Source organism: Jiangella alba (assembly GCF_900106035.1).
Taxonomy (GTDB): domain Bacteria; phylum Actinomycetota; class Actinomycetes; order Jiangellales; family Jiangellaceae; genus Jiangella; species Jiangella alba.
In genome coordinates this window covers 1,537,895-1,554,829 of sequence record NZ_FNUC01000003.1, presented here as the reverse complement: position 1 = coordinate 1,554,829, position 16,935 = coordinate 1,537,895, and the positions used below count along the sequence as shown (strand labels likewise).

Annotated in this window: 18 protein-coding genes and 1 pseudogene; 8 read left to right on the top strand and 11 right to left on the bottom strand. The window is 71.9% G+C overall.

Features of this window, described 5'->3' with window-relative positions:
- Positions 1 to 357: 357 nt before the first annotated feature.
- From BLV02_RS09650 to ctaC, 4 genes are all read right to left on the bottom strand, one after another.
- Positions 358 to 561 (bottom strand): hypothetical protein, encoded by a 204-nt coding sequence (locus BLV02_RS09650; protein ID WP_141711893.1) that lies wholly within the window; start codon positions 559 to 561, stop codon positions 358 to 360.
- A gap of 168 nt (positions 562 to 729) precedes the next feature.
- On the bottom strand, positions 730 to 1,122 hold the full coding sequence (locus tag BLV02_RS09645) for a cytochrome c oxidase subunit 4 (RefSeq protein ID WP_069115262.1): 393 nt from the start codon (positions 1,120 to 1,122) through the stop codon (positions 730 to 732).
- A complete protein-coding gene (gene ctaD / locus BLV02_RS09640) occupies positions 1,119 to 2,840 on the bottom strand; it encodes an aa3-type cytochrome oxidase subunit I (RefSeq protein ID WP_069115261.1) in 1,722 nt (573 codons plus the stop codon). Before ctaD ends, BLV02_RS09645 begins: the two co-directional genes overlap by 4 nt.
- On the bottom strand, positions 2,837 to 3,658 hold the full coding sequence (gene ctaC, locus BLV02_RS09635; RefSeq protein WP_216094626.1) for an aa3-type cytochrome oxidase subunit II: 822 nt from the start codon (positions 3,656 to 3,658) through the stop codon (positions 2,837 to 2,839). The genes ctaD and ctaC overlap by 4 nt, the downstream gene beginning before the upstream one ends.
- A 173-nt stretch (positions 3,659 to 3,831) precedes the next feature.
- Here ctaC and BLV02_RS09630 point away from each other — a divergent pair.
- Positions 3,832 to 5,234 (top strand): annotated as a pseudogene (locus BLV02_RS09630) (aminotransferase class V-fold PLP-dependent enzyme).
- A gap of 50 nt (positions 5,235 to 5,284) precedes the next feature.
- Here BLV02_RS09630 and BLV02_RS09620 read toward each other — a convergent pair.
- Positions 5,285 to 5,632 (bottom strand): HesB/IscA family protein, encoded by a 348-nt coding sequence (locus tag BLV02_RS09620; RefSeq protein WP_069115258.1) that lies wholly within the window; start codon positions 5,630 to 5,632, stop codon positions 5,285 to 5,287.
- Between the two features lie 68 nt (positions 5,633 to 5,700).
- Positions 5,701 to 6,822 carry a glycerate kinase family protein gene (locus BLV02_RS09615; RefSeq protein ID WP_069115257.1) on the bottom strand — a complete coding sequence of 374 codons (1,122 nt, stop codon included), beginning with the start codon at positions 6,820 to 6,822 and terminating at the stop codon, positions 5,701 to 5,703.
- Between the two features lie 191 nt (positions 6,823 to 7,013).
- On the opposite strand from BLV02_RS09615, the gene nagA reads away from it, so the two are divergent.
- The 4 genes from nagA (at position 7,014) to BLV02_RS09595 (ending at position 11,297) form a co-directional block, all read left to right on the top strand.
- The gene (gene nagA, locus BLV02_RS09610) at positions 7,014 to 8,297 is read left to right on the top strand and encodes an N-acetylglucosamine-6-phosphate deacetylase (protein WP_171906916.1); all 1,284 of its coding nucleotides are present in this window, start codon (positions 7,014 to 7,016) and stop codon (positions 8,295 to 8,297) included.
- Between the two features lie 39 nt (positions 8,298 to 8,336).
- Positions 8,337 to 9,170: a GNAT family N-acetyltransferase gene (locus tag BLV02_RS09605; protein ID WP_069115256.1), complete on the top strand. Its 834-nt coding sequence runs from the start codon at positions 8,337 to 8,339 to the stop codon at positions 9,168 to 9,170.
- 91 nt (positions 9,171 to 9,261) lie between these two features.
- Positions 9,262 to 10,446 carry a quinolinate synthase NadA gene (gene nadA / locus BLV02_RS09600; RefSeq protein WP_069115255.1) on the top strand — a complete coding sequence of 395 codons (1,185 nt, stop codon included), beginning with the start codon at positions 9,262 to 9,264 and terminating at the stop codon, positions 10,444 to 10,446.
- 80 nt (positions 10,447 to 10,526) lie between these two features.
- Complete coding sequence (locus tag BLV02_RS09595; RefSeq protein WP_069115254.1) at positions 10,527 to 11,297, top strand: DUF899 family protein; 771 nt, start codon at positions 10,527 to 10,529, stop codon at positions 11,295 to 11,297.
- A gap of 10 nt (positions 11,298 to 11,307) precedes the next feature.
- Here BLV02_RS09595 and pspAB read toward each other — a convergent pair whose 3' ends face one another.
- From pspAB to BLV02_RS09575, 4 genes are all read right to left on the bottom strand, one after another.
- On the bottom strand, positions 11,308 to 11,874 hold the full coding sequence (gene pspAB, locus BLV02_RS09590; protein WP_069115253.1) for a PspA-associated protein PspAB: 567 nt from the start codon (positions 11,872 to 11,874) through the stop codon (positions 11,308 to 11,310).
- A 3-nt stretch (positions 11,875 to 11,877) separates the two neighbouring features.
- A complete protein-coding gene (htpX, locus tag BLV02_RS09585) occupies positions 11,878 to 12,777 on the bottom strand; it encodes a zinc metalloprotease HtpX (RefSeq protein WP_069115252.1) in 900 nt (299 codons plus the stop codon).
- Between the two features lie 126 nt (positions 12,778 to 12,903).
- Positions 12,904 to 13,197, bottom strand: coding sequence for a PspA-associated protein PspAA (gene pspAA / locus BLV02_RS09580; RefSeq protein WP_069115251.1), 294 nt, complete (start codon positions 13,195 to 13,197; stop codon positions 12,904 to 12,906).
- Positions 13,194 to 13,988, bottom strand: coding sequence for a PspA/IM30 family protein (locus BLV02_RS09575; protein ID WP_069115250.1), 795 nt, complete (start codon positions 13,986 to 13,988; stop codon positions 13,194 to 13,196). The genes pspAA and BLV02_RS09575 overlap by 4 nt, the downstream gene beginning before the upstream one ends.
- A 122-nt stretch (positions 13,989 to 14,110) precedes the next feature.
- Between BLV02_RS09575 and BLV02_RS09570 the strand changes: the two genes are divergently transcribed.
- The 3 genes from BLV02_RS09570 to BLV02_RS09560 are packed head-to-tail and all read left to right on the top strand — an operon-like array spanning position 14,111 to position 16,221.
- Positions 14,111 to 14,698, top strand: coding sequence for a DUF3043 domain-containing protein (locus BLV02_RS09570; RefSeq protein ID WP_069115249.1), 588 nt, complete (start codon positions 14,111 to 14,113; stop codon positions 14,696 to 14,698).
- Positions 14,695 to 15,201, top strand: a complete 507-nt coding sequence (locus tag BLV02_RS09565) for a GNAT family N-acetyltransferase (RefSeq protein WP_216094623.1) — start codon at positions 14,695 to 14,697, stop codon at positions 15,199 to 15,201. The genes BLV02_RS09570 and BLV02_RS09565 overlap by 4 nt, the downstream gene beginning before the upstream one ends.
- An 18-nt stretch (positions 15,202 to 15,219) precedes the next feature.
- Complete coding sequence (locus BLV02_RS09560; RefSeq protein WP_069115248.1) at positions 15,220 to 16,221, top strand: aldo/keto reductase family protein; 1,002 nt, start codon at positions 15,220 to 15,222, stop codon at positions 16,219 to 16,221.
- Between the two features lie 305 nt (positions 16,222 to 16,526).
- Here BLV02_RS09560 and BLV02_RS09555 read toward each other — a convergent pair whose 3' ends face one another.
- The gene (locus tag BLV02_RS09555; RefSeq protein WP_069115247.1) at positions 16,527 to 16,748 is read right to left on the bottom strand and encodes a hypothetical protein; all 222 of its coding nucleotides are present in this window, start codon (positions 16,746 to 16,748) and stop codon (positions 16,527 to 16,529) included.
- Between the last annotated feature and the right edge of the window lie 187 nt (positions 16,749 to 16,935).

Here is a 16,935-nt window from a genome sequence, read left to right as displayed (position 1 = left end):
CGGCGACGATCTAGGCGCGAGGCGGCGGGGGCGCCGACGATCTAGGCGCGAGGCGGCGGGGGCGGCGACGGTGCGGGGGCGCGAGGGTGGCCGTGCGGCGAGCGGCCCGGCGGGTGCGACGGTGCGGGGGTGGCCGTGCGGCGAGCGGCCCGGCGACGCGGCGGGGCGGGGCGGCGACCGTGCAGGGCCGAGGGTGGCAGTGTGGCGAGCAACGCGGCGGGGCGGCGACGATGCGGGGGCGCGGGGGCGCGAGGACGGCGATACGGCAGGCGGGGCGGCGAGGGCGGTGGGCAGGAACCGTGCGGGAGCGGCCGAACCGGCGCGAGGGCCTGGGCCGGGCAGGGGTCCGACGACGGCTCAGTGGGCGTGGTCGGTGGTGGCGAAGCCGGACTCGCCGTCGCGGGTCTTCATGAGGGCGAGGCGTTCGTCGAGCCAGTGGTCGATGGACTCGGCTGCGCGCAGGATGTCCGCGGGGTCGTCGCTGTGGTCGCGTTCGTCGACGAGGGTGCGGAGGGCGTCGTCGACGCGGCGAAGCTGGGTGGTGAGGGGGCGAGTCGGCATCACGACCACCTCCGAGAGGATGTCGGGCGGGCGAACGTCCACCTTCAGGTCTACACCACCAGCCGCCTCCCGTCGAAGCCGGCGGCGGGGCAGCGAGCGGAACGTGCCGCAGAAACAGAACCGCCCGCGAGTCCACGGGGACTCGCGGGCGGCACCGAAGAGCGGACCTCAGTGGGCGAATTCGCCCCGGTAGTACTCGAACACCCAGCCGATGGCGGCCATGGCGGACAGCGCGACGCCGATGATGAAGATGAACCAGGCGAACACCAGCCCGAGGAACACCATCGAGACGGCGCCGGCGGCGGCCAGCGGCCACCACGAGTGCGGGCTGTAGAAGCCGTACTCGCCGGCCAGCTCCTCGACCTCGCCGTCGCGGTCCTCGGGACGGGGCGCGATGCGCCGCGACAGCAGCAGGAAGTAGAACGCCACCATGGCGCCGAGGCCGAACGTGAGGACGAGCGCCGTGGTGCCGGTCGGGTCCTTGGACATGAACCAGTAGATCGGGGTGACCACCGCGAAGAACACCGTCACGATGGCGAAGATCAGGCCTTCGATCTTCACTTGGTGTCCTCCTCGATGTCAGCCGGTCCGAGTGTCTGGGTGAGTGGTCCGGCGTGTGCCGGTTTCTTCTGCGAGATGGCCGCGACCTCGGGGTACTTGAGGTCGAACGCCGGCCGCTCGCTGCGCACCCGCGGCAGGGAGGTGAAGTTGTGCCGGGGCGGCGGGCAGGAGGTGGCCCATTCCAGCGAGTTGCCGAAGCCCCAGGGGTCGTCGACCTCGACCTTCGGCGCGAGGCGGGTCTGCCAGACGTTCCACAGGAACGGCAGGGTCGACGCGGCCAGGACGAACGCGAACACCGACGAGAACTGGTTGAGGAAGGTGAAGCCGTCCTCGGGCGCGTAGTCGGAGTAGCGACGCGGGAAGCCCTCGACGCCGAGCCAGTGCTGCACCATGAAGGTGCCGTGGAAGCCGATGAACAGCAGCCAGAAATGGATCTTGCCGAGGCGTTCGTTCAGCATGCGGCCGGTGAACTTGGGCCACCAGAAGTAGAACCCGGAGAACATCGCGAACACGACGGTGCCGAACACGACGTAGTGGAAGTGCGCCACCACGAAGTAGGTGTCGGACACGTGGAAGTCCAGCGGCGGCGACGCCAGGATGACGCCGGTCAGGCCACCGAACAGGAACGTTACGAGGAACCCGAGCGCGAACAGCATGGGTGTCTCGAACGTGATGGACCCGCGCCACATGGTGCCGATCCAGGCGAAGAACTTCAGCCCGGTCGGGATGGCGATGAGCATGGTCATCGCCGCGAAGAAGGGTAGGTTGACCGCCCCCGTGACGTACATGTGGTGCGCCCACACCGCGATGGACAGACCGGCGATGGACAGGGTGGCGAACACCAGGCCCTTGTAACCGAACAAGGGTTTTCGGCTGAAGACCGGTATGACCTCGGTGATGATGCCGAAGAACGGCAACGCGATGATGTAGACCTCGGGATGGCCGAAGAACCAGAACAGGTGTTGCCAGAGGACGGCGCCACCCGCGGTGGGATCGTAGATGTGGGTGCCGAGGATACGGTCGGCGAACATCGCGAACAGCGCGGCCGCGAGCAGCGGGAACGCGATCAGCACCAGGATGCTGGTGATGAGGATGTTCCAGGTGAAGATCGGCATCCGGAACATCGTCATGCCCGGCGCGCGCATGCACACGATGGTGGTGATGAAGTTGACGGCGCCGAAGATGGTGCCGAAACCGCTCATCGCCAGGCCGGCGACCCAGAGGTCACCACCGACGTTCGGACTGTAGACGGTGTTGTGCAATGGCGCGTACGCGAACCAGCCGAAGTCGGCCGCACCGCCCGGGGTGATGAAGCCGGCGCAGACGATCAGCCCGCCGAACACGAACAGGTAGAAGCTGAACATGTTCAGCCGCGGGAACGCGACGTCGGGCGCGCCGATCTGCAACGGCACGATGATGTTGCCGAAGCCGATGAACAGCGGTGTCGCGAACAGCAGCAGCATGATCGTGCCGTGCATGGTGAACAGCTGGTTGTACAGCTCGTCGCTGACCACCTGGCGACCGGGCGAGTAGAGCTCGGCCCGGATGAGCAGCGCCAGCACGCCGCCGAACAGGAAGAACCCGAACGACGCGATCAGGTACATGTACCCGATGATCTTGTGGTCGGTGGACGTGATCCACCGCACCACCACGTTGCCCTTGCGCTTCGGCCGGGCGACGGCGCCCGCGGCCGCGGTGCGCTCGAGATACGTCGTCACTCGTGGTCACCACCCGTGGGGCCGGTGTTCTTGTCGTCCAGCACCTTGTCGTCGAAGGCGCCGCGGATGGGCGGCTCGATGATGCCCTCCTGGCCGGTCTCGCGCAGCTGCTCGATGTGGTCCTGGTACTCCTGCTCGGAGACGACCTCGACGTTGAACAGCATGGACTGGTGGTAAGCGCCGCAGAGCTCGGCGCAGCGGCCCGCGTAGGAGCCCTCGCGGTCGGGTGTCACCTGGAAGGCGTTCGGGTGGCCCGGGATGACGTCCATCTTCATGTAGAACGCCGGGACCCAGAACGAGTGGATGACGTCGGGCGACTCGAGGTCGAAACGGACGGTCTGGTTGACCGGCAGGTACAGCGTGGGCCGGTCGTTGATGGTGCCGACGTCGTGGACGTCTTCGTCCATGTAGTTGAACGTCCACGACCACTGCTGGCCGATGACGTTGACCACGAGGTCGGGCTCCTGCGACGTGTCGGTGAGCTGTTCCTGGTGGTCGGCCGTGTAGTAGAAGAGCGGGACCAGCACGAACAGCGGCGCGACCGTGTAGAGGAACTCGATCGGGATGTTGAACCGTGTCTGCTTCGGCAGTTCGTCGCCGCGGCGGCGGTAGGCGATGACCGCCCAGATGATCAGGCCCCAGACCAGGGCGCCGACCGCGAACGCGGCGATCCAGGCGCCGATCCACAGGTTGCCGATCAGCGGCGTCTCTTTGGTGGCGCCCTCGGGGAGCGCCAGCCGCGACCATTCGTCGCGCTGCTGTGCCGAGCAACCACCCAGCACGAGGATCGTGCCGAGGAGGAGAACGGCGGCGGTCACAGCCCGGCGACGCGCCGGTCGGACCCTGCCAGACTGACTCACGAGGCGCCCTTCTCTTTCGACCCGCTCACCAGGGCGGGCGGATTGGCAACCGGCACCGTGGCGAGAGCAAACTTCACCTGTCGCGCCCAACCCTAGCGGTAGCCCTTCGCCGTCTTTCCAGGAGGTACACGATGAGCACGCGCGGCGTGTCGGAGCGCTCCGGGGCCGCTCCGGCGGGGTACTTCGACGCGGCCTCGACGGAGCCGCTGCATCCCGCGGCCCGCGAGGTCCTGCTGACCGCCGCCGACGAGGGCTGGGCCGATCCGGCCCGCCTGTACGGTGCGGCGCGTCGCTCCCGGCTGCTGCTGGACAACGCCCGCGAGATCGTCGCCGCGGTGGTCGGCGCCCGGCCGGACGAGGTGACGTTCACGGCCAGCGGGACGCAGGCGGTGCAGCTGGGCGTGCTGGGCACGACGCTGGCCCGACGGCGTCAGGGTGACGGCCCGCGGGTGGTCGCGGTGTCCGCCGTCGAGCACTCCGCGGTGCTGCAGTCGGCCGCCCACCTGGCCAGGCACGAGGGCACCACGACGACGGAGGTGGGCGTCGACCACGACGGCCTGGTCGACGCCGCCGCGTTCGCCGGCGCCGTCAGCGACGACACCGCGCTGGCCTGCCTGCAGGCGGCCAACCACGAGGTCGGCACCGTCCAGCCGGTCGACGAGGTGGGCGGGCACTGCGCCGAGCGGGGCGTCCCGCTGCTGGTCGACGCCGCGCAGGCGGTCGGCCGGGTCGCGCTCCCGCGGCGCTGGTCGGTGCTGACGGCCAGCGCGCACAAGTGGGGCGGGCCGGCCGGCGTCGGCGTCCTCGCGGTGCGCCGGAACGTGCGCTGGCGCTCGCCGCTGCCCGACGACGAGCGCGGCGGCGGCCGGGCGCCGGGGTTCGAGAATGTGCCCGCCGCGCTGGCGGCGGCCGCGGCGTTGCGCGCGGTCCACGACGAGGCCGAGGCCGTCGCGGCCCGCCAGCGCGAGCTGGTCGACCATGTCCGCGCCCAGGTCCCGCGGCTGCTGGCCGACGTCGAGGTGGTCGGCCATCCGACGCTGCGGCTCCCGCACCTGGTGACCTTCTCGTGCCTCTACCTCGACGGCGAAGCGCTGGTCAGCGAGCTGGACCGGGCCGGGTTCGCGATCTCCAGCGGGTCGTCGTGCACGTCCAGCACGCTGCGGCCGAGCCACGTGCTGGCGGCGATGGGCGCGCTGACGCACGGCAACGTGCGGGTCTCGCTGACCCGCGATGCCACCCGCGCCGACGTCGACCGCTTCCTCGCGGCGGTGGCGGACGTCGTCACCCGGCTGCGGTCCGGACTGGAGGCACTGTGACGGACGCGACACTGGTGCTCGACTGCCTGGGCATGCGCTGCCCGCTGCCGATCATCGAGCTGGCCCGGCACATCGGCGACGTGGAGGTGGGACGGACGGTGACGGTGCTGGCCGACGACCCCGCGGCGGCCTCGGACGTGCCGGCGTGGTGCCGCATGCGCTCGCACGAGTACGTGGGCGCCGACGGCACCGCCTACACCGTCCGCCGCCTGCGCTGAGACGCGCGAAAGCCCCCGCCGTCGAGCGACGGCGGGGGCTCAGGCGGTGGTCAGTGGAAGGAGTCGCCGCAGGCGCAGGACCCGCCGGCGTTGGGGTTGTCGATGGTGAACCCCTGCTTCTCGATGCTGTCGACGAAGTCGATGGTGGCGCCACCGAGGTACGGGGCGCTCATGCGGTCGACCACGACGTTGACGCCGCTGAAGTCCTTGACGACGTCGCCGTCGAGCGACCGCTCGTCGAAGAACAGCTGGTAGCGCAGGCCCGAACAGCCACCGGGCTGAACGGCGATGCGCAGCGCCAGGTCGTCGCGGCCCTCCTGGTCGAGCAGCGCCTTCACCTTGGACGCCGCGCCGTCCGTCAGCACGACACCGTCGGTGACCTGATCCTGAACCGTCATCTCGTTCTCCCGCTCGGTGGTCGACTACGTCTCCACGCTACAACGCGACCCGGCCGAAGGACATTCCTTCACCGGCTCCAGGTCCTCGCGACCCGCTCGGCGACGGCGGCCAGGCTCTCCCGCGGCCGGCCGAACGAGGCGTCGGCGCCGACGATGTCGACCATCGCGTACGCGGCCTCGATACCGTTGGCGCGCAGCTCGCGGTTGCCGACCTGCACGGCGCCGGCGAACGCGAGGCACGGGCGCAGCGCCGGCCCGGCCAGCGCGGCCAGCCCGGACACGACCTTGCCGCTCATCGACTGCCAGTCCAGCTTCCCCTCCCCCGTGATGACGAGGTCGACGCCGGCGACCAGCTCGGGCAGCCCGACGGCGTGCGCGACGGTGTCGAAGCCGGGCTCGCGGACGCCGCCGAGCAGCAGCAGCCCGTAGCCCAGCCCGCCCGCCGCGCCCGCGCCCCGGTGGTCGGCGACGCGCCGGTCGGCGAGGTCGGCGAACGTCGTCAGCGCGCCGTCGGCGGCCAGACGGTCGGAGTCGGAGACGAGGCCCTTCTGCGGCCCGAACACGTTGGTGGCGCCGCGCAGCCCCAGCAGCGGGTTGTCGACGTCGGACGCGGCGACCAGCTCGACGCCGTCCAGCCGGGCCTTCGCCGGCGCGAGGTCCAGCGCCGACAGCCCGGCCAGGGACTCCGGCCCGCCCCGCAGCGCCTCGGACGGCGTCGCCACCGCGCCCAGCGCCGCGAGCAGGCCCGCGCCGCCGTCGTTCGTCCCCGACCCGCCCAGCCCCACCACGACCCGCCGGGCCCCTGCGTCGACGGCGTGCGCGATCAGCTCGCCGACGCCGTACGTGGACGCCCGCGCCGCGACGCCCGGGACCGGCGTGCGACCGTCGTCGGACAGCGGCAGCAGCGCCAGCCCGCAGGCCTGCGCCGACTCGATGTACGCGGCGTCGCCGGCCAGCAGGAACGTCGCCGGGACGGGCTCGCCGAGCGGCCCGCTGACGGTGGCGGCGAGCAGCTCGCCGCCCAGGCTGGAATGCAGGACGTCGACGAAGCCGGGCCCGCCGTCGGCCATCGGGACCGTGACGACGTCGTCGCCGGGCGCGCAGCGCCGCCAGCCCTCGGCGATGGCGTCGGCCGCCTCGACGGCGGTGAGTGTGCCAGCGAACTTGTCCGGTGCAACCAGGATCCGCATGACCCAGAAGCATGCCGTATCGGGCTTCCGGCCCGCCGGACCGGATCCACCGGGTCCCGCTGGTTAGGCGGGCGACTATGTCGGGTATCGTCCGGGCGAATGACGTGACCAGCGGCTATGGGAAGCGGGGTCGCGCTGGTGAAGTCTGGGGCAGAGAACGTGGTCGTCGCCGGGCGGCGCGGAGGTGCGCCGTGACGGCCCCGGCCGGAGGCGAGTCCTGGCCGGGCGACCTCCCCGAACGCGAGCAGCCCGCGCCTCGGCGGAAGAAGCCGGTGCGCACCGCGCTGACCGGCGGCACGCTCCTGTGGGCCGACGGCCGGCTGGCGCCGGGCACCGTGGTGTTCGGCAACGGCGTCGTCCAGACCATCGCCGCCGGCGAGGTCCCCGCCGGCACCGAGCCCACCGACGCGGTCCGGGTCGACATCGTCCACGACGTCACCGGGCACGTCATCGCGCCGGGCTTCGTCGACACCCACGTCCATGGCGGCCTGGGCGAGAGCTTCATGACCGCCGACGCCGCGTCCGGAACCCGCATCTCACGCTGGCTGGCCGCCGGCGGCGTCACCGCCTGTCTGGCCACCACGACCAGTGTCGAGACCACCCAGCTGCACCAGACGCTGGCCGGGCTGGCGGCCCTGCGCGGCCGGCTGGCCGGCGGGCTGGGCATCGAACTGCTCGGCATCCACGTCGAGGGACCGTTCCTCTCCGACGCCCACCGCGGCGCGCACCAGCGCGAGCACCTGCGGCTGCCGTCGCCGGAGGCGGTCGACGCGCTGCTGGAGGCCGGCGACGGCGCCGTCCAGGTGGTGACGCTGGCGCCCGAACTGCCCGACGGCATGGACACCGTCGCCCGGCTGGCCGACGCCGGCGTGCACCCGTCGCTGGGCCACTCCGCCGCCTCGTTCCAGCAGGCCAAGGCCGCCATCGGGCGCGGGCTGGACCGCGCCGCGCACCTGTACAACGCGCTGCCGCCGATCCACCACCGCGCGCCCGGCCCGGTTCCGGCGCTGCTCACCGACCCGCGGGTGCGGTGCGAGCTGATCGGCGACGGCGTCCACGTCGCGCCGGAGATGCTCCGGTTCGCCCTCGACGTCGCCGGTTGGGAGCGGCTCATGCTGGTCAGCGACGGATGCGAGGTGGCCGGCCTGCCGCTGGGACGGCAGCGGCGCTGGGACCGCACCGAGGTCGAGGTGGCCGAGACCGCGGTGCGGACCGCGGAGGGCGCGGTCGCGGGCGGCGTCACCCGGCTCAGCGACGCCGTGCGCACCGTCGTCCGCGACGGCGGCATCTCCCTCTCCGACGCCCTGCGGATGGCGTCGGCCGTCCCCGCGGACTCGCTCGGGCTGGCCGACCGCGGCCGCCTGACCCCCGGCCGCGTGGCCGACATCGTCGTTCTGGACGCCGACCTGCGGGTCCGCACCACGTACGTCCGCGGCGAGATCATCTTCGACCGCGAGGAGATGGGCACCGGCTGAGCGCTGGCGCGGCGGCGCCGGACCTGGTGGTCTGGGGTCATGCGGATCCGGCCGATGCGCCCCGACGACGTCGACGCGGCGGAACGGCTGACGGCGCTCGCATACGGCGTCGAGCGGACCGAGGCGGCGCGGCGGCGCTGGTCCGGCCGCACCGGACACCTGCTGACGACCGACCCGGGCGGCTGCTGGGTGGCCGACGGGGACGGCGCGGTCGTGGGCGTGGCCGTCGCGCTGCGCCGCGACCTGCTCTGGGTGCTGTCCGAGTACGCCGTCCACCCCGATCACCAGCGCCGCGGCATCGGCGCCGCCCTGCTCGACGCCGCCGTCGGCTACGGCGCCGGGTGCCTGCGCGGCCTGCTGACGTCGCGCCCCGACCCGCAGGCGCTGCGGCGCTACCGCCGGGCCGGGTTCACGCTGCACCCGACCATGCGCCTCTCCGGCGTCGTCGACCGGTCCGCGCTGCCCGCCGTCGACGGCGTCCGCGGCGGCACCGCGGCCGATCTCGACCTCGTCGAGTCCGTCGACCGCCGGGTGCGCGGCGCCACCCACCGTCCGGACCACGCGTTCGTGCTGGCCAGCAGCCGGTTGCTGGTGTGCGACCTGCTGACCGGCAGCGGTTACGTGTTCCTCGCCGACTGGGGCGTCGAGCGGCTGGCGGCGACGAACCGCGCGGTGGCGCAGCGGCTGCTGTGGGCGGCGCTGGCCGCGACGACGCCGGGCTCCCCCGTCGACGTGCGGAATCTCACATCCGACCAGGAGTGGGCCGTCGACGTCGGATTCGCCGCTGGTCTGCGCCTCGACCACGACGCCTACCTGGCGCTGCGGCACCTGCGACCGCCCGCTCCGTACGTCCCGTCCACCGCGTTCGGCTGACGGCGTGGGACGATTGTCGGTGCGGCGCGCGTTGTCATCAGCGCCGAGACGACGCGTCCGTGAGGACCGCTGGAGAAGGGGCTGACCAGCCGTGACCGTCACTCAGACTCCGTCGACACCCGTACCGCTGCTCCTGCTGGGGCGCGGCGCCGACCCACAGAGCGAACGCGGCGTGGAGTGTCCCGGCGACCTCCCCGCCGCCAGCGACCCCGGCCTCGTCGAGCGAGCCCGGGCCGCGAAGGCCACGCTGGGCGACCGCGTCTTCGTGCTCGGGCACCACTACCAGCGCGACGAGGTCATCCAGTTCGCCGACGTCACCGGCGACTCCTTCAAGCTGGCCCGCGACGCCGCCGCCCGCCCCGAGGCCGAGTTCATCGTCTTCTGCGGCGTGCACTTCATGGCCGAGTCGGCCGACATCCTGACCGGCGCCGGCCAGCAGGTCGTCCTGCCCGACCTCGCGGCGGGCTGCTCCATGGCCGACATGGCCCGCATCCTGCAGGTCGAGGACGCGTGGGCGCGGCTGGCCGAGGCCGGCGTGGCCGACGTCACCGTCCCGGTCACGTACATGAACTCGTCGGCCGACATCAAGTCGTTCTGCGGCCGCAACGGCGGCGCCGTCTGCACGTCCAGCAACGCCAGGCAGGCCCTGGAGTGGGCGTTCGAGCAGGGCCAGAAGGTGCTCTTCCTGCCCGACCAGCACCTGGGCCGCAACACCGCCGTCCTGCAGCTGGGCCTGTCGCTGGACGACTGCGTGGTCGTCGACCCGCACAAGCCCGGCTTCGGCGTCACCGACGAGGAACTGCGCGCGGCGAAGATGCTGCTCTGGAAGGGGCACTGCTCGGTGCACGGCCGCTTCACCGCCGAGTCGGTGGCCGACGTCCGCGCCCGCATCCCCGGCGTCAACGTGCTGGTGCACCCCGAGTGCCAGCACGAGGTCGTCGTCGGCGCCGACCACGTCGGGTCGACGGAGTACATCATCAAGACCATCGCGGCCGCGCCGGCCGGTTCGGCGTGGGCCGTCGGCACCGAGCTGAACCTCGTCAAGCGGCTGGCCGACGAGCACCCCGACAAGACGGTGGTGTTCCTGGAGAAGACGGTCTGCTTCTGCGCCACCATGAACCGCATCGACCTCCCGCACCTGGTGTGGGCACTCGAGAGCCTGGTCGAGGGCCGCGTCGTCAACCGCATCGAGGTCGACGGCGACACCGCCCACTGGGCGCGGGTGGCGCTGGACCGCATGCTCGCCCTCCCCGGCAGCGGCGCCGTCAAGGATTAGCCGTGGCCGGCCGGCCGCGATGAGTTCCGGCCGGGTCGTGGGTCGGTACCGGTGACCGCCCGCGACCCACGGAGGACACCATGACCACGCCGGCCACCGCACGACCCGGCCACCCGCCCGTCGTCGACCTCGCCACCTGGCAGGCCGCCCGCGACGAGCTGCTGGTGCGGGAGAAGGCGCACACCCGCGAGGGCGACGCCATCGCCGCGGCCCGCCGCCGGCTGCCGATGGTGGAGTTCGACGGCCGGACCGAGGTCGTCGGCCCCCATGGCCCGGTGCCGTTCCTGGACCTGTTCCAAGGCCGCGACGAGCTCGTGGTCTACAAGCACATGTGGTGGGACGGCGCGCCGCACCAGGGGCAGTGCGAAGGCTGCACCTACGCGGCCTGGAACCTGAGGGACGCGGTCTACCTCAACGCCCGCGGCGTCTCGCTCGCCATCGTGACCACGGGCCGGTGGAACGAGGTGGCCGCGTTCGTCGAGTTCATGGGCTACACCCAGCCGTGGTACTCGGTGCGCGACGTCGCCGAGCCGATCGGCGGCCCGATGGGGTACTTCACGTGCTTCCTGCGCGACGGCGACCGCACGTTCCTCACCTACTCCACCACCGGTCGCGGCACCGAGACGGCGAACGGGACGTTCGGCCTGCTCGACCTCACGCCCTACGGCCGCGGCGAGGCGTGGGAGGAGCACCCCGCCGGACGGCCCGAGGGGCATCACGCGTGCTGGTACTGGCGCTCGGACGCCGACGGCGCCGCGGGCTGGGGCCCGGACAGCCGGCCCGTGCCGCAGTGGACCCGGCCCGGCGCGACGCCCGAGCAGACCCTCGGCCGCCGCGGGCAGCACCACTGAGCCGGCAGCCTCAGACGCCGGGGGCGCCCCAGACCGGGAACCAGCGGCTGACGTCGGGCTCGATCGGGAGGTCGCCGCCGACGAGGGCACGCACCTGCAGCTCGAGCGCGTTGTCGCGGTCCTGCCGCTGCACGTCGACCGGCGCGAACGGGTAGAACGTGCCGCGCTTGTAGAGGTAGACCAGCGCGCACCGGCGGCCGTCGTCGGCGCGCAGGCCGATGGTGGTGCACAGCAGCGACGGGCCGAAGCCGGCCTCCTCGAGGGTGGAGTTCACCGCGTGGAGGTCGGTGCACAGCTCGGACATCTGCGACGGCTGGCGCTTGACCACCAGCCAGGTGTAGCCGTAGTCGTCGTGCACCTCTTCCGGCTCGGCGCCGCCGAGCAGGGTGGTGACCTCGGCCTTCAGCCGGGCGAACGGGCCGCCCTCGACCTGCCGGAAGCACACCGCGCCGACGCCGGTGGGCGGCAGCTGCGCCGTCGCCTCCAGCGTCAGCGCCGCCGTGGGCAGCGCGAACAGGGCGTCGAGGTTCGGCTGCACCTGCTTGGTCCGACCGAAAATGGCGTCCAGAAGACCCACGGATTACTCCCGGCCCAGCTCGACGGAGATGCGGCTGAGCTGATCGAGCCGCTTGTCCAGCGGCGGGTGCGAGGCGAAGAGCGAGGCGATGTCGAGCTTGCCGGTCAGCGCCGGGACGAAGAAGAACGCGTTGTACGGCTCGGCCGCGCGGAGGTCCTTCTTCGGGATGCGGGCCATGTCGCCGGAGATCTTGGTCAGCGCGCTGGCCAGCGCCGACGGCTGGCCGGTGAGGATGGCGCCGGCGCGGTCGGCGGCCAGCTCGCGGTAGCGCGAGAGCAGCCGGGTGAGCAGGAAGCTGACGCCGTAGACCACGGCCGCGACGACCGTGACGACGAGCACCATGATGGCGGCGTTGTTGTTGTTATTGTTCCGGCTCAGCCCGGACCACAGCAGCATGCGCGTCATGAACCCGGCCAGCACGCCCACCACCGACGCGATGGTCATGACCAGGACGTCGCGGTGGGCCACGTGCGACAGCTCGTGCGAGAGGACCGCCTCGAGCTCGCGCTCGTCGAGGCGGCGCTGCAGCCCGGTGGTGACGGCGACGACGGCACGCTCGGGGCTACGGCCCGCGGCGAACGCGTTGGGGATGTCGGTGTCGGCGATGGCGACCTTCGGCTTGGGCATGTCGGCCAACGCGCACAGCCGGTCGATCATGGCGTGCAGCTCGGGCGCCTCCTGCGGCGTGACCTCACGCGCGCCCATGCCGGCCAGCGCCAGCTTGTCGGAGAAGTACCACTGGCCCCAGAACACACCGAGGCCGATGATGACACCCAGCCAGATGCTGCTGGTGCCATAGGAGATGGCGCCGATGAGCACCACGTAGAGCAGAGCCAGGACCACCATCGTCAGGCCCATCCGGGCCGACAGACCGCGGTCCGGGGCGAACCTCGAGCGGGCCAACGCTTGTTTCCTTTCCTACCTGCGGCGGCGATACCGCATTCACCCAGTACAACGCCGCACGGACGGCCGTTCGTTCCCGTGGCCGCCGGGGCGGGCCCGACGCGGACCCACCCGGCGGCACCGGGGTCACTTGGCCGGCGGCTCCGACGGGACCAGGCCCTCGTCGGTGAGCAGCTCGCGCACCTCGTCGATGTGCGCCTCGTCGTACGGGAGCACGAGGTCGCTGTCGACCAGGGCGTCGTCGGCGACCGCGGTGCCCGCCCGGCGGACCTCGTCGAGCAGCGCCTTCAACGCCGCGCGGAACGCGTCGTCGTCGCCGCCGTCGATGGACTCGCCCAGCGCGTCGTCGAGCCGGTTGAGCTCGTCGAGGTGGGTCTCGTCGACCTCGAACTGGCCCTCACCCATGATGCGGATGATCACAGCTGGCCCTCCTCGCGCTGCCGCTGCGGCTCGGCGGCGTCGGCGGCCGGAGCCGCGCCGTTGCCCTCGAGCTGCTTCGGCGGCTCGGCGCCACCGGTGAGCTCCTGCTTCATCCGCGACAGCTCCAGCTCGACGTCGCTGGTGGAGGCCAGCCGGTCGAGCTCGAGCGAGATGTCGTCCTTCGACGTGCCGGTGGGGTCGTCGAGCGCACCCGACGCCAGCAGCTCGTCGATGGCGCCGGCCCGCGCCTGCATGTTCGCCGTCTTGTCCTCGGCACGCTGCACGGCCAGGCCGACGTCGCTCATCTCCTCGGAGATGCCGCTGAAGGCCTCGCCGATGCGCGTCTGTGCCTCGGCCGCGGTGTAGCTGGCCTTGATGGTCTCCTTCTTCGTGCGGAAGGACTCGACCTTCGCCTGAAGCCGCTGCGCGGCGAGCGTCAGCTTCTCTTCCTCGCCCTGCAGCGACTGGTGCTGCGCCTCGAGGTCGTTGATCTGGTTCTGCAGACCGGACCGGCGGGTCAGCGCCTCGCGGGCGAGGTCCTCGCGGCCGAGCGACAGCGCCTTCTGCGCCTGCTCCTGCAGCTTGCTCGACTGCCCCTGCAGCTGCGTCATCTGGACCTCGATGCGCTTGCGGCTGGTGGCGACGTCGGCGACGCCGCGGCGCACCTTCTGAAGCAGTTCGAGCTGCTTCTTGTACGAGTAATCGAGCGTCTCCCGGGGGTCCTCGGCGCGGTCGAGCGCCTTCTCGGCTTTCGCCCGGAAGATCATGGACATTCGCTGGAGGATCCCCATGAGGCCAGGTATCCCTTTCTCGAGCTGGTGAGCACTGCCACACACAGTGTTTCCACCCAACCCTACGGCGTATGGCGGCAGCGTGGCAGGGCCGGTATGAATACTGTCCTACCCTGGTAGACGTGTTCCGTCGCCGAACTTCTCCCGAGACCGCCGACGTCCCCGTCGAAGCCGACGCCGACGACGCCGCCCGCACGTCCGGAAAGGGCCGTCCGACGCCCAAGCGTTCGGAGGCCGAGAAGGCCCGCAAGCAGCGGGTCCGGCCCGCGCTGAACCGGCGCGAGGCCATGCGCCGCGACCGCGAGCGCATGCGTGCCGACCGCGCCAAGACGCGCCAGGCCATGAACACCGGCGACGAGAAGCACTACCTCGCGCGCGACCAGGGTGAGGTGCGGCGGTTCGTCCGCAACTACGTCGATTCCCGGCGCACGGTGGCCGAGTTCTTCCTGCCGCTCATCCTGGTCATCCTGCTGACCAGCCTCATCGGCATCCCGGTCGTCCAGTTCGCGTCCACCATCATCTGGCTCGGCGTCATGGTGCTGCTCATCGTCGACTTGACGATTCTCGGCATGCGGGTGAAGCGTGAGGTGCGCAAGCGCTTCCCCGACGACCCCGGGAAGGGACACGTGCTCTACGCCGTCACCCGCGCCACCCAGCTCCGCCGGCTCCGGCTGCCCAAGCCCCAGGTCAAGCCCGGGACGCTCGTGTGAGCACGGCGCCCACGGCCGACCGTGACGACACCGGCCTCTTCATCCGCGCGCTGCGCTACTCCGACCCCGTCGTGCGGGCACTGGAGAGTGAGCTGCAGCTGGAGTACGCCGAGCGCTACGGCGACCCCGACGAGGGTCCCATCCTCCCCGAGCAGTTCACCCCGCCCGAGGGCCTGTTCCTCGTCGGCTTCGTCGGCAACGAGCCGGTCGCCACCGGCGGCTTCCGCAAGCACGACGACGGCGTTGCCGAGATCAAGCGCATGTACGTGGCGCACGAGCACCGCGGCGGCGGCCACGCGCGGCGGCTGTTGGCCGAGCTGGAGGCGCAGGCCGTCCGGGCCGGTTACCACCGCGTCGTCCTCGAGACCGGGCTCAAGCAGCCCGAGGCGATGTCGCTCTACCAGTCCAGCGGGTACACCGACACCGAGCCGTACGGCTACTACAGCGAGGCCGAGTTCAGCCGCTTCTTCACCAAGGACCTGGACCTCGCCTCCGGCGACTGAGCCGATAGATTCCCGTGCATGGAATTTCGCACCCTCGGCCGATCCGGCCTCAAGATCAGTGAGATCGCGTACGGCAACTGGATCACCCACGGCTCCCAGGTGCAGGACGACACCGCCGTCGCCTGCGTGCGTGCGGCCCTCGACGCCGGCATCACCACGTTCGACACCGCCGACGTCTACGCGGCCGGCCGCGCCGAGGAGGTCCTCGGGCGGGCGCTCGCGGGCCTTCGGCGCGAGTCGCTGGAGATCTTCACCAAGGTGTTCTGGCCCGCCGGGCACGACGGCCCCAACGACCGCGGGCTGTCGCGCAAGCACATCCTCGAGTCCGTCGACAACTCACTGCGCCGCCTCGGCGTCGACTACATCGACCTCTACCAGGCGCATCGGTGGGACGCCGCCACACCGCTGGAGGAGACGATGGAGGCCTTCGCCGACGTCGTCCGGTCCGGCAAGGCGCTCTACATCGGCGTCTCGGAGTGGACCGCCGACCAGCTCAGGCAGGGCCACGCGCTGGCCCGCGAGCTGCGCATCCCGTTCATCTCGAACCAGCCCGAGTACTCCATGCTGTGGCGCGTCATCGAGTCCGAGGTCATCCCGGCCGCCGAGGACGTCGGCGTCTCCCAGATCGTCTTCTCCCCCATCGCCCAGGGTGTGCTGACCGGCAAGTACCGGCCCGGCCAGGCGCCGCCGGACGGCTCGCGCGGCGCGCTCACCAGCGGTGGCTCCGACATCGGGCGGCGCCTGCTGACCGACGACATCCTCGGCCGGGTGCAGCAGTTGCAGCCGCTGGCCGAGCAGGCCGGGCTCTCGCTGGCCCAGCTGGCGGTCGCGTGGGTACTGCAGAACCCGAACGTCGCGGCCGCCATCGTCGGCGCGTCGCGGCCGGAGCAGGTCACCGAGAACGTCGCCGCCAGCGGCGTCACGCTGGAGGCCGATCTTCTGAAGGCCATCGACGACGTCCTCGGCGACGCCGTCGTCACCGACGCGGCCGAGACCGCCAAGAGGTCGCCGAGGTACTAGCAGGTGGTTCGCGGCGGGCCGGTCCGGTGTGGTCCGGCCCCGCCGCGCCCGCTGCGACGTGCGTGCGTGGCGCGCGTGGTAGGTATGACCCGCCCCTCGAGGGAGGGTGCCCACCCTACGGGCGGGCACCGACAACGTCGCCGCGCGCTGGAATCGCCGTGGTCGTGGAACACTGCGGCGCCCCAGGGGGCGGCTCGCCGCGCAGGGAGCTCGACGCGGCTCGGCCACGCCGAGGACCACTCAGCTCGAGGTGCCCACCGGCGCGAGCGAAGCCGCCCCGCCGGGCAGACAGCGGCCGCTGCCGGTCAGTCAGGCGGGGCGAGGCTCATCGGGCCGTAGACCTCGCGGCCCTCCTCGACCAGCACGACGGAGTCGACGCCGGCTTCGACGAGTTCGCGCCAGTGCTCGCCGAGCCAGCTCTCGGCGTCGGACTGGGTCGGGAACCCGGCCTCGGAGCGTCCCGCGCCGTCGTCGACGCCGGCGGAGGGGGCTCCGTCCGGTGCCAGGAACCGCCACGTCCAGCTCATCTTCGCCTCCCGATCGACGCCTTCACTCCGCCTGACAGTACGGTCCGCCGGTCGCGGACCGTCGACCGGGCCCGATGTGCTCCACGTCACATCGATCCCGGCGTCATGACCCGGCGGCTGCTCTGTCTTGACGGGTACAAGGGCGCGTCGTTGCCGCGCAGGGGACGGCAACGACGCGCCCTCGGTC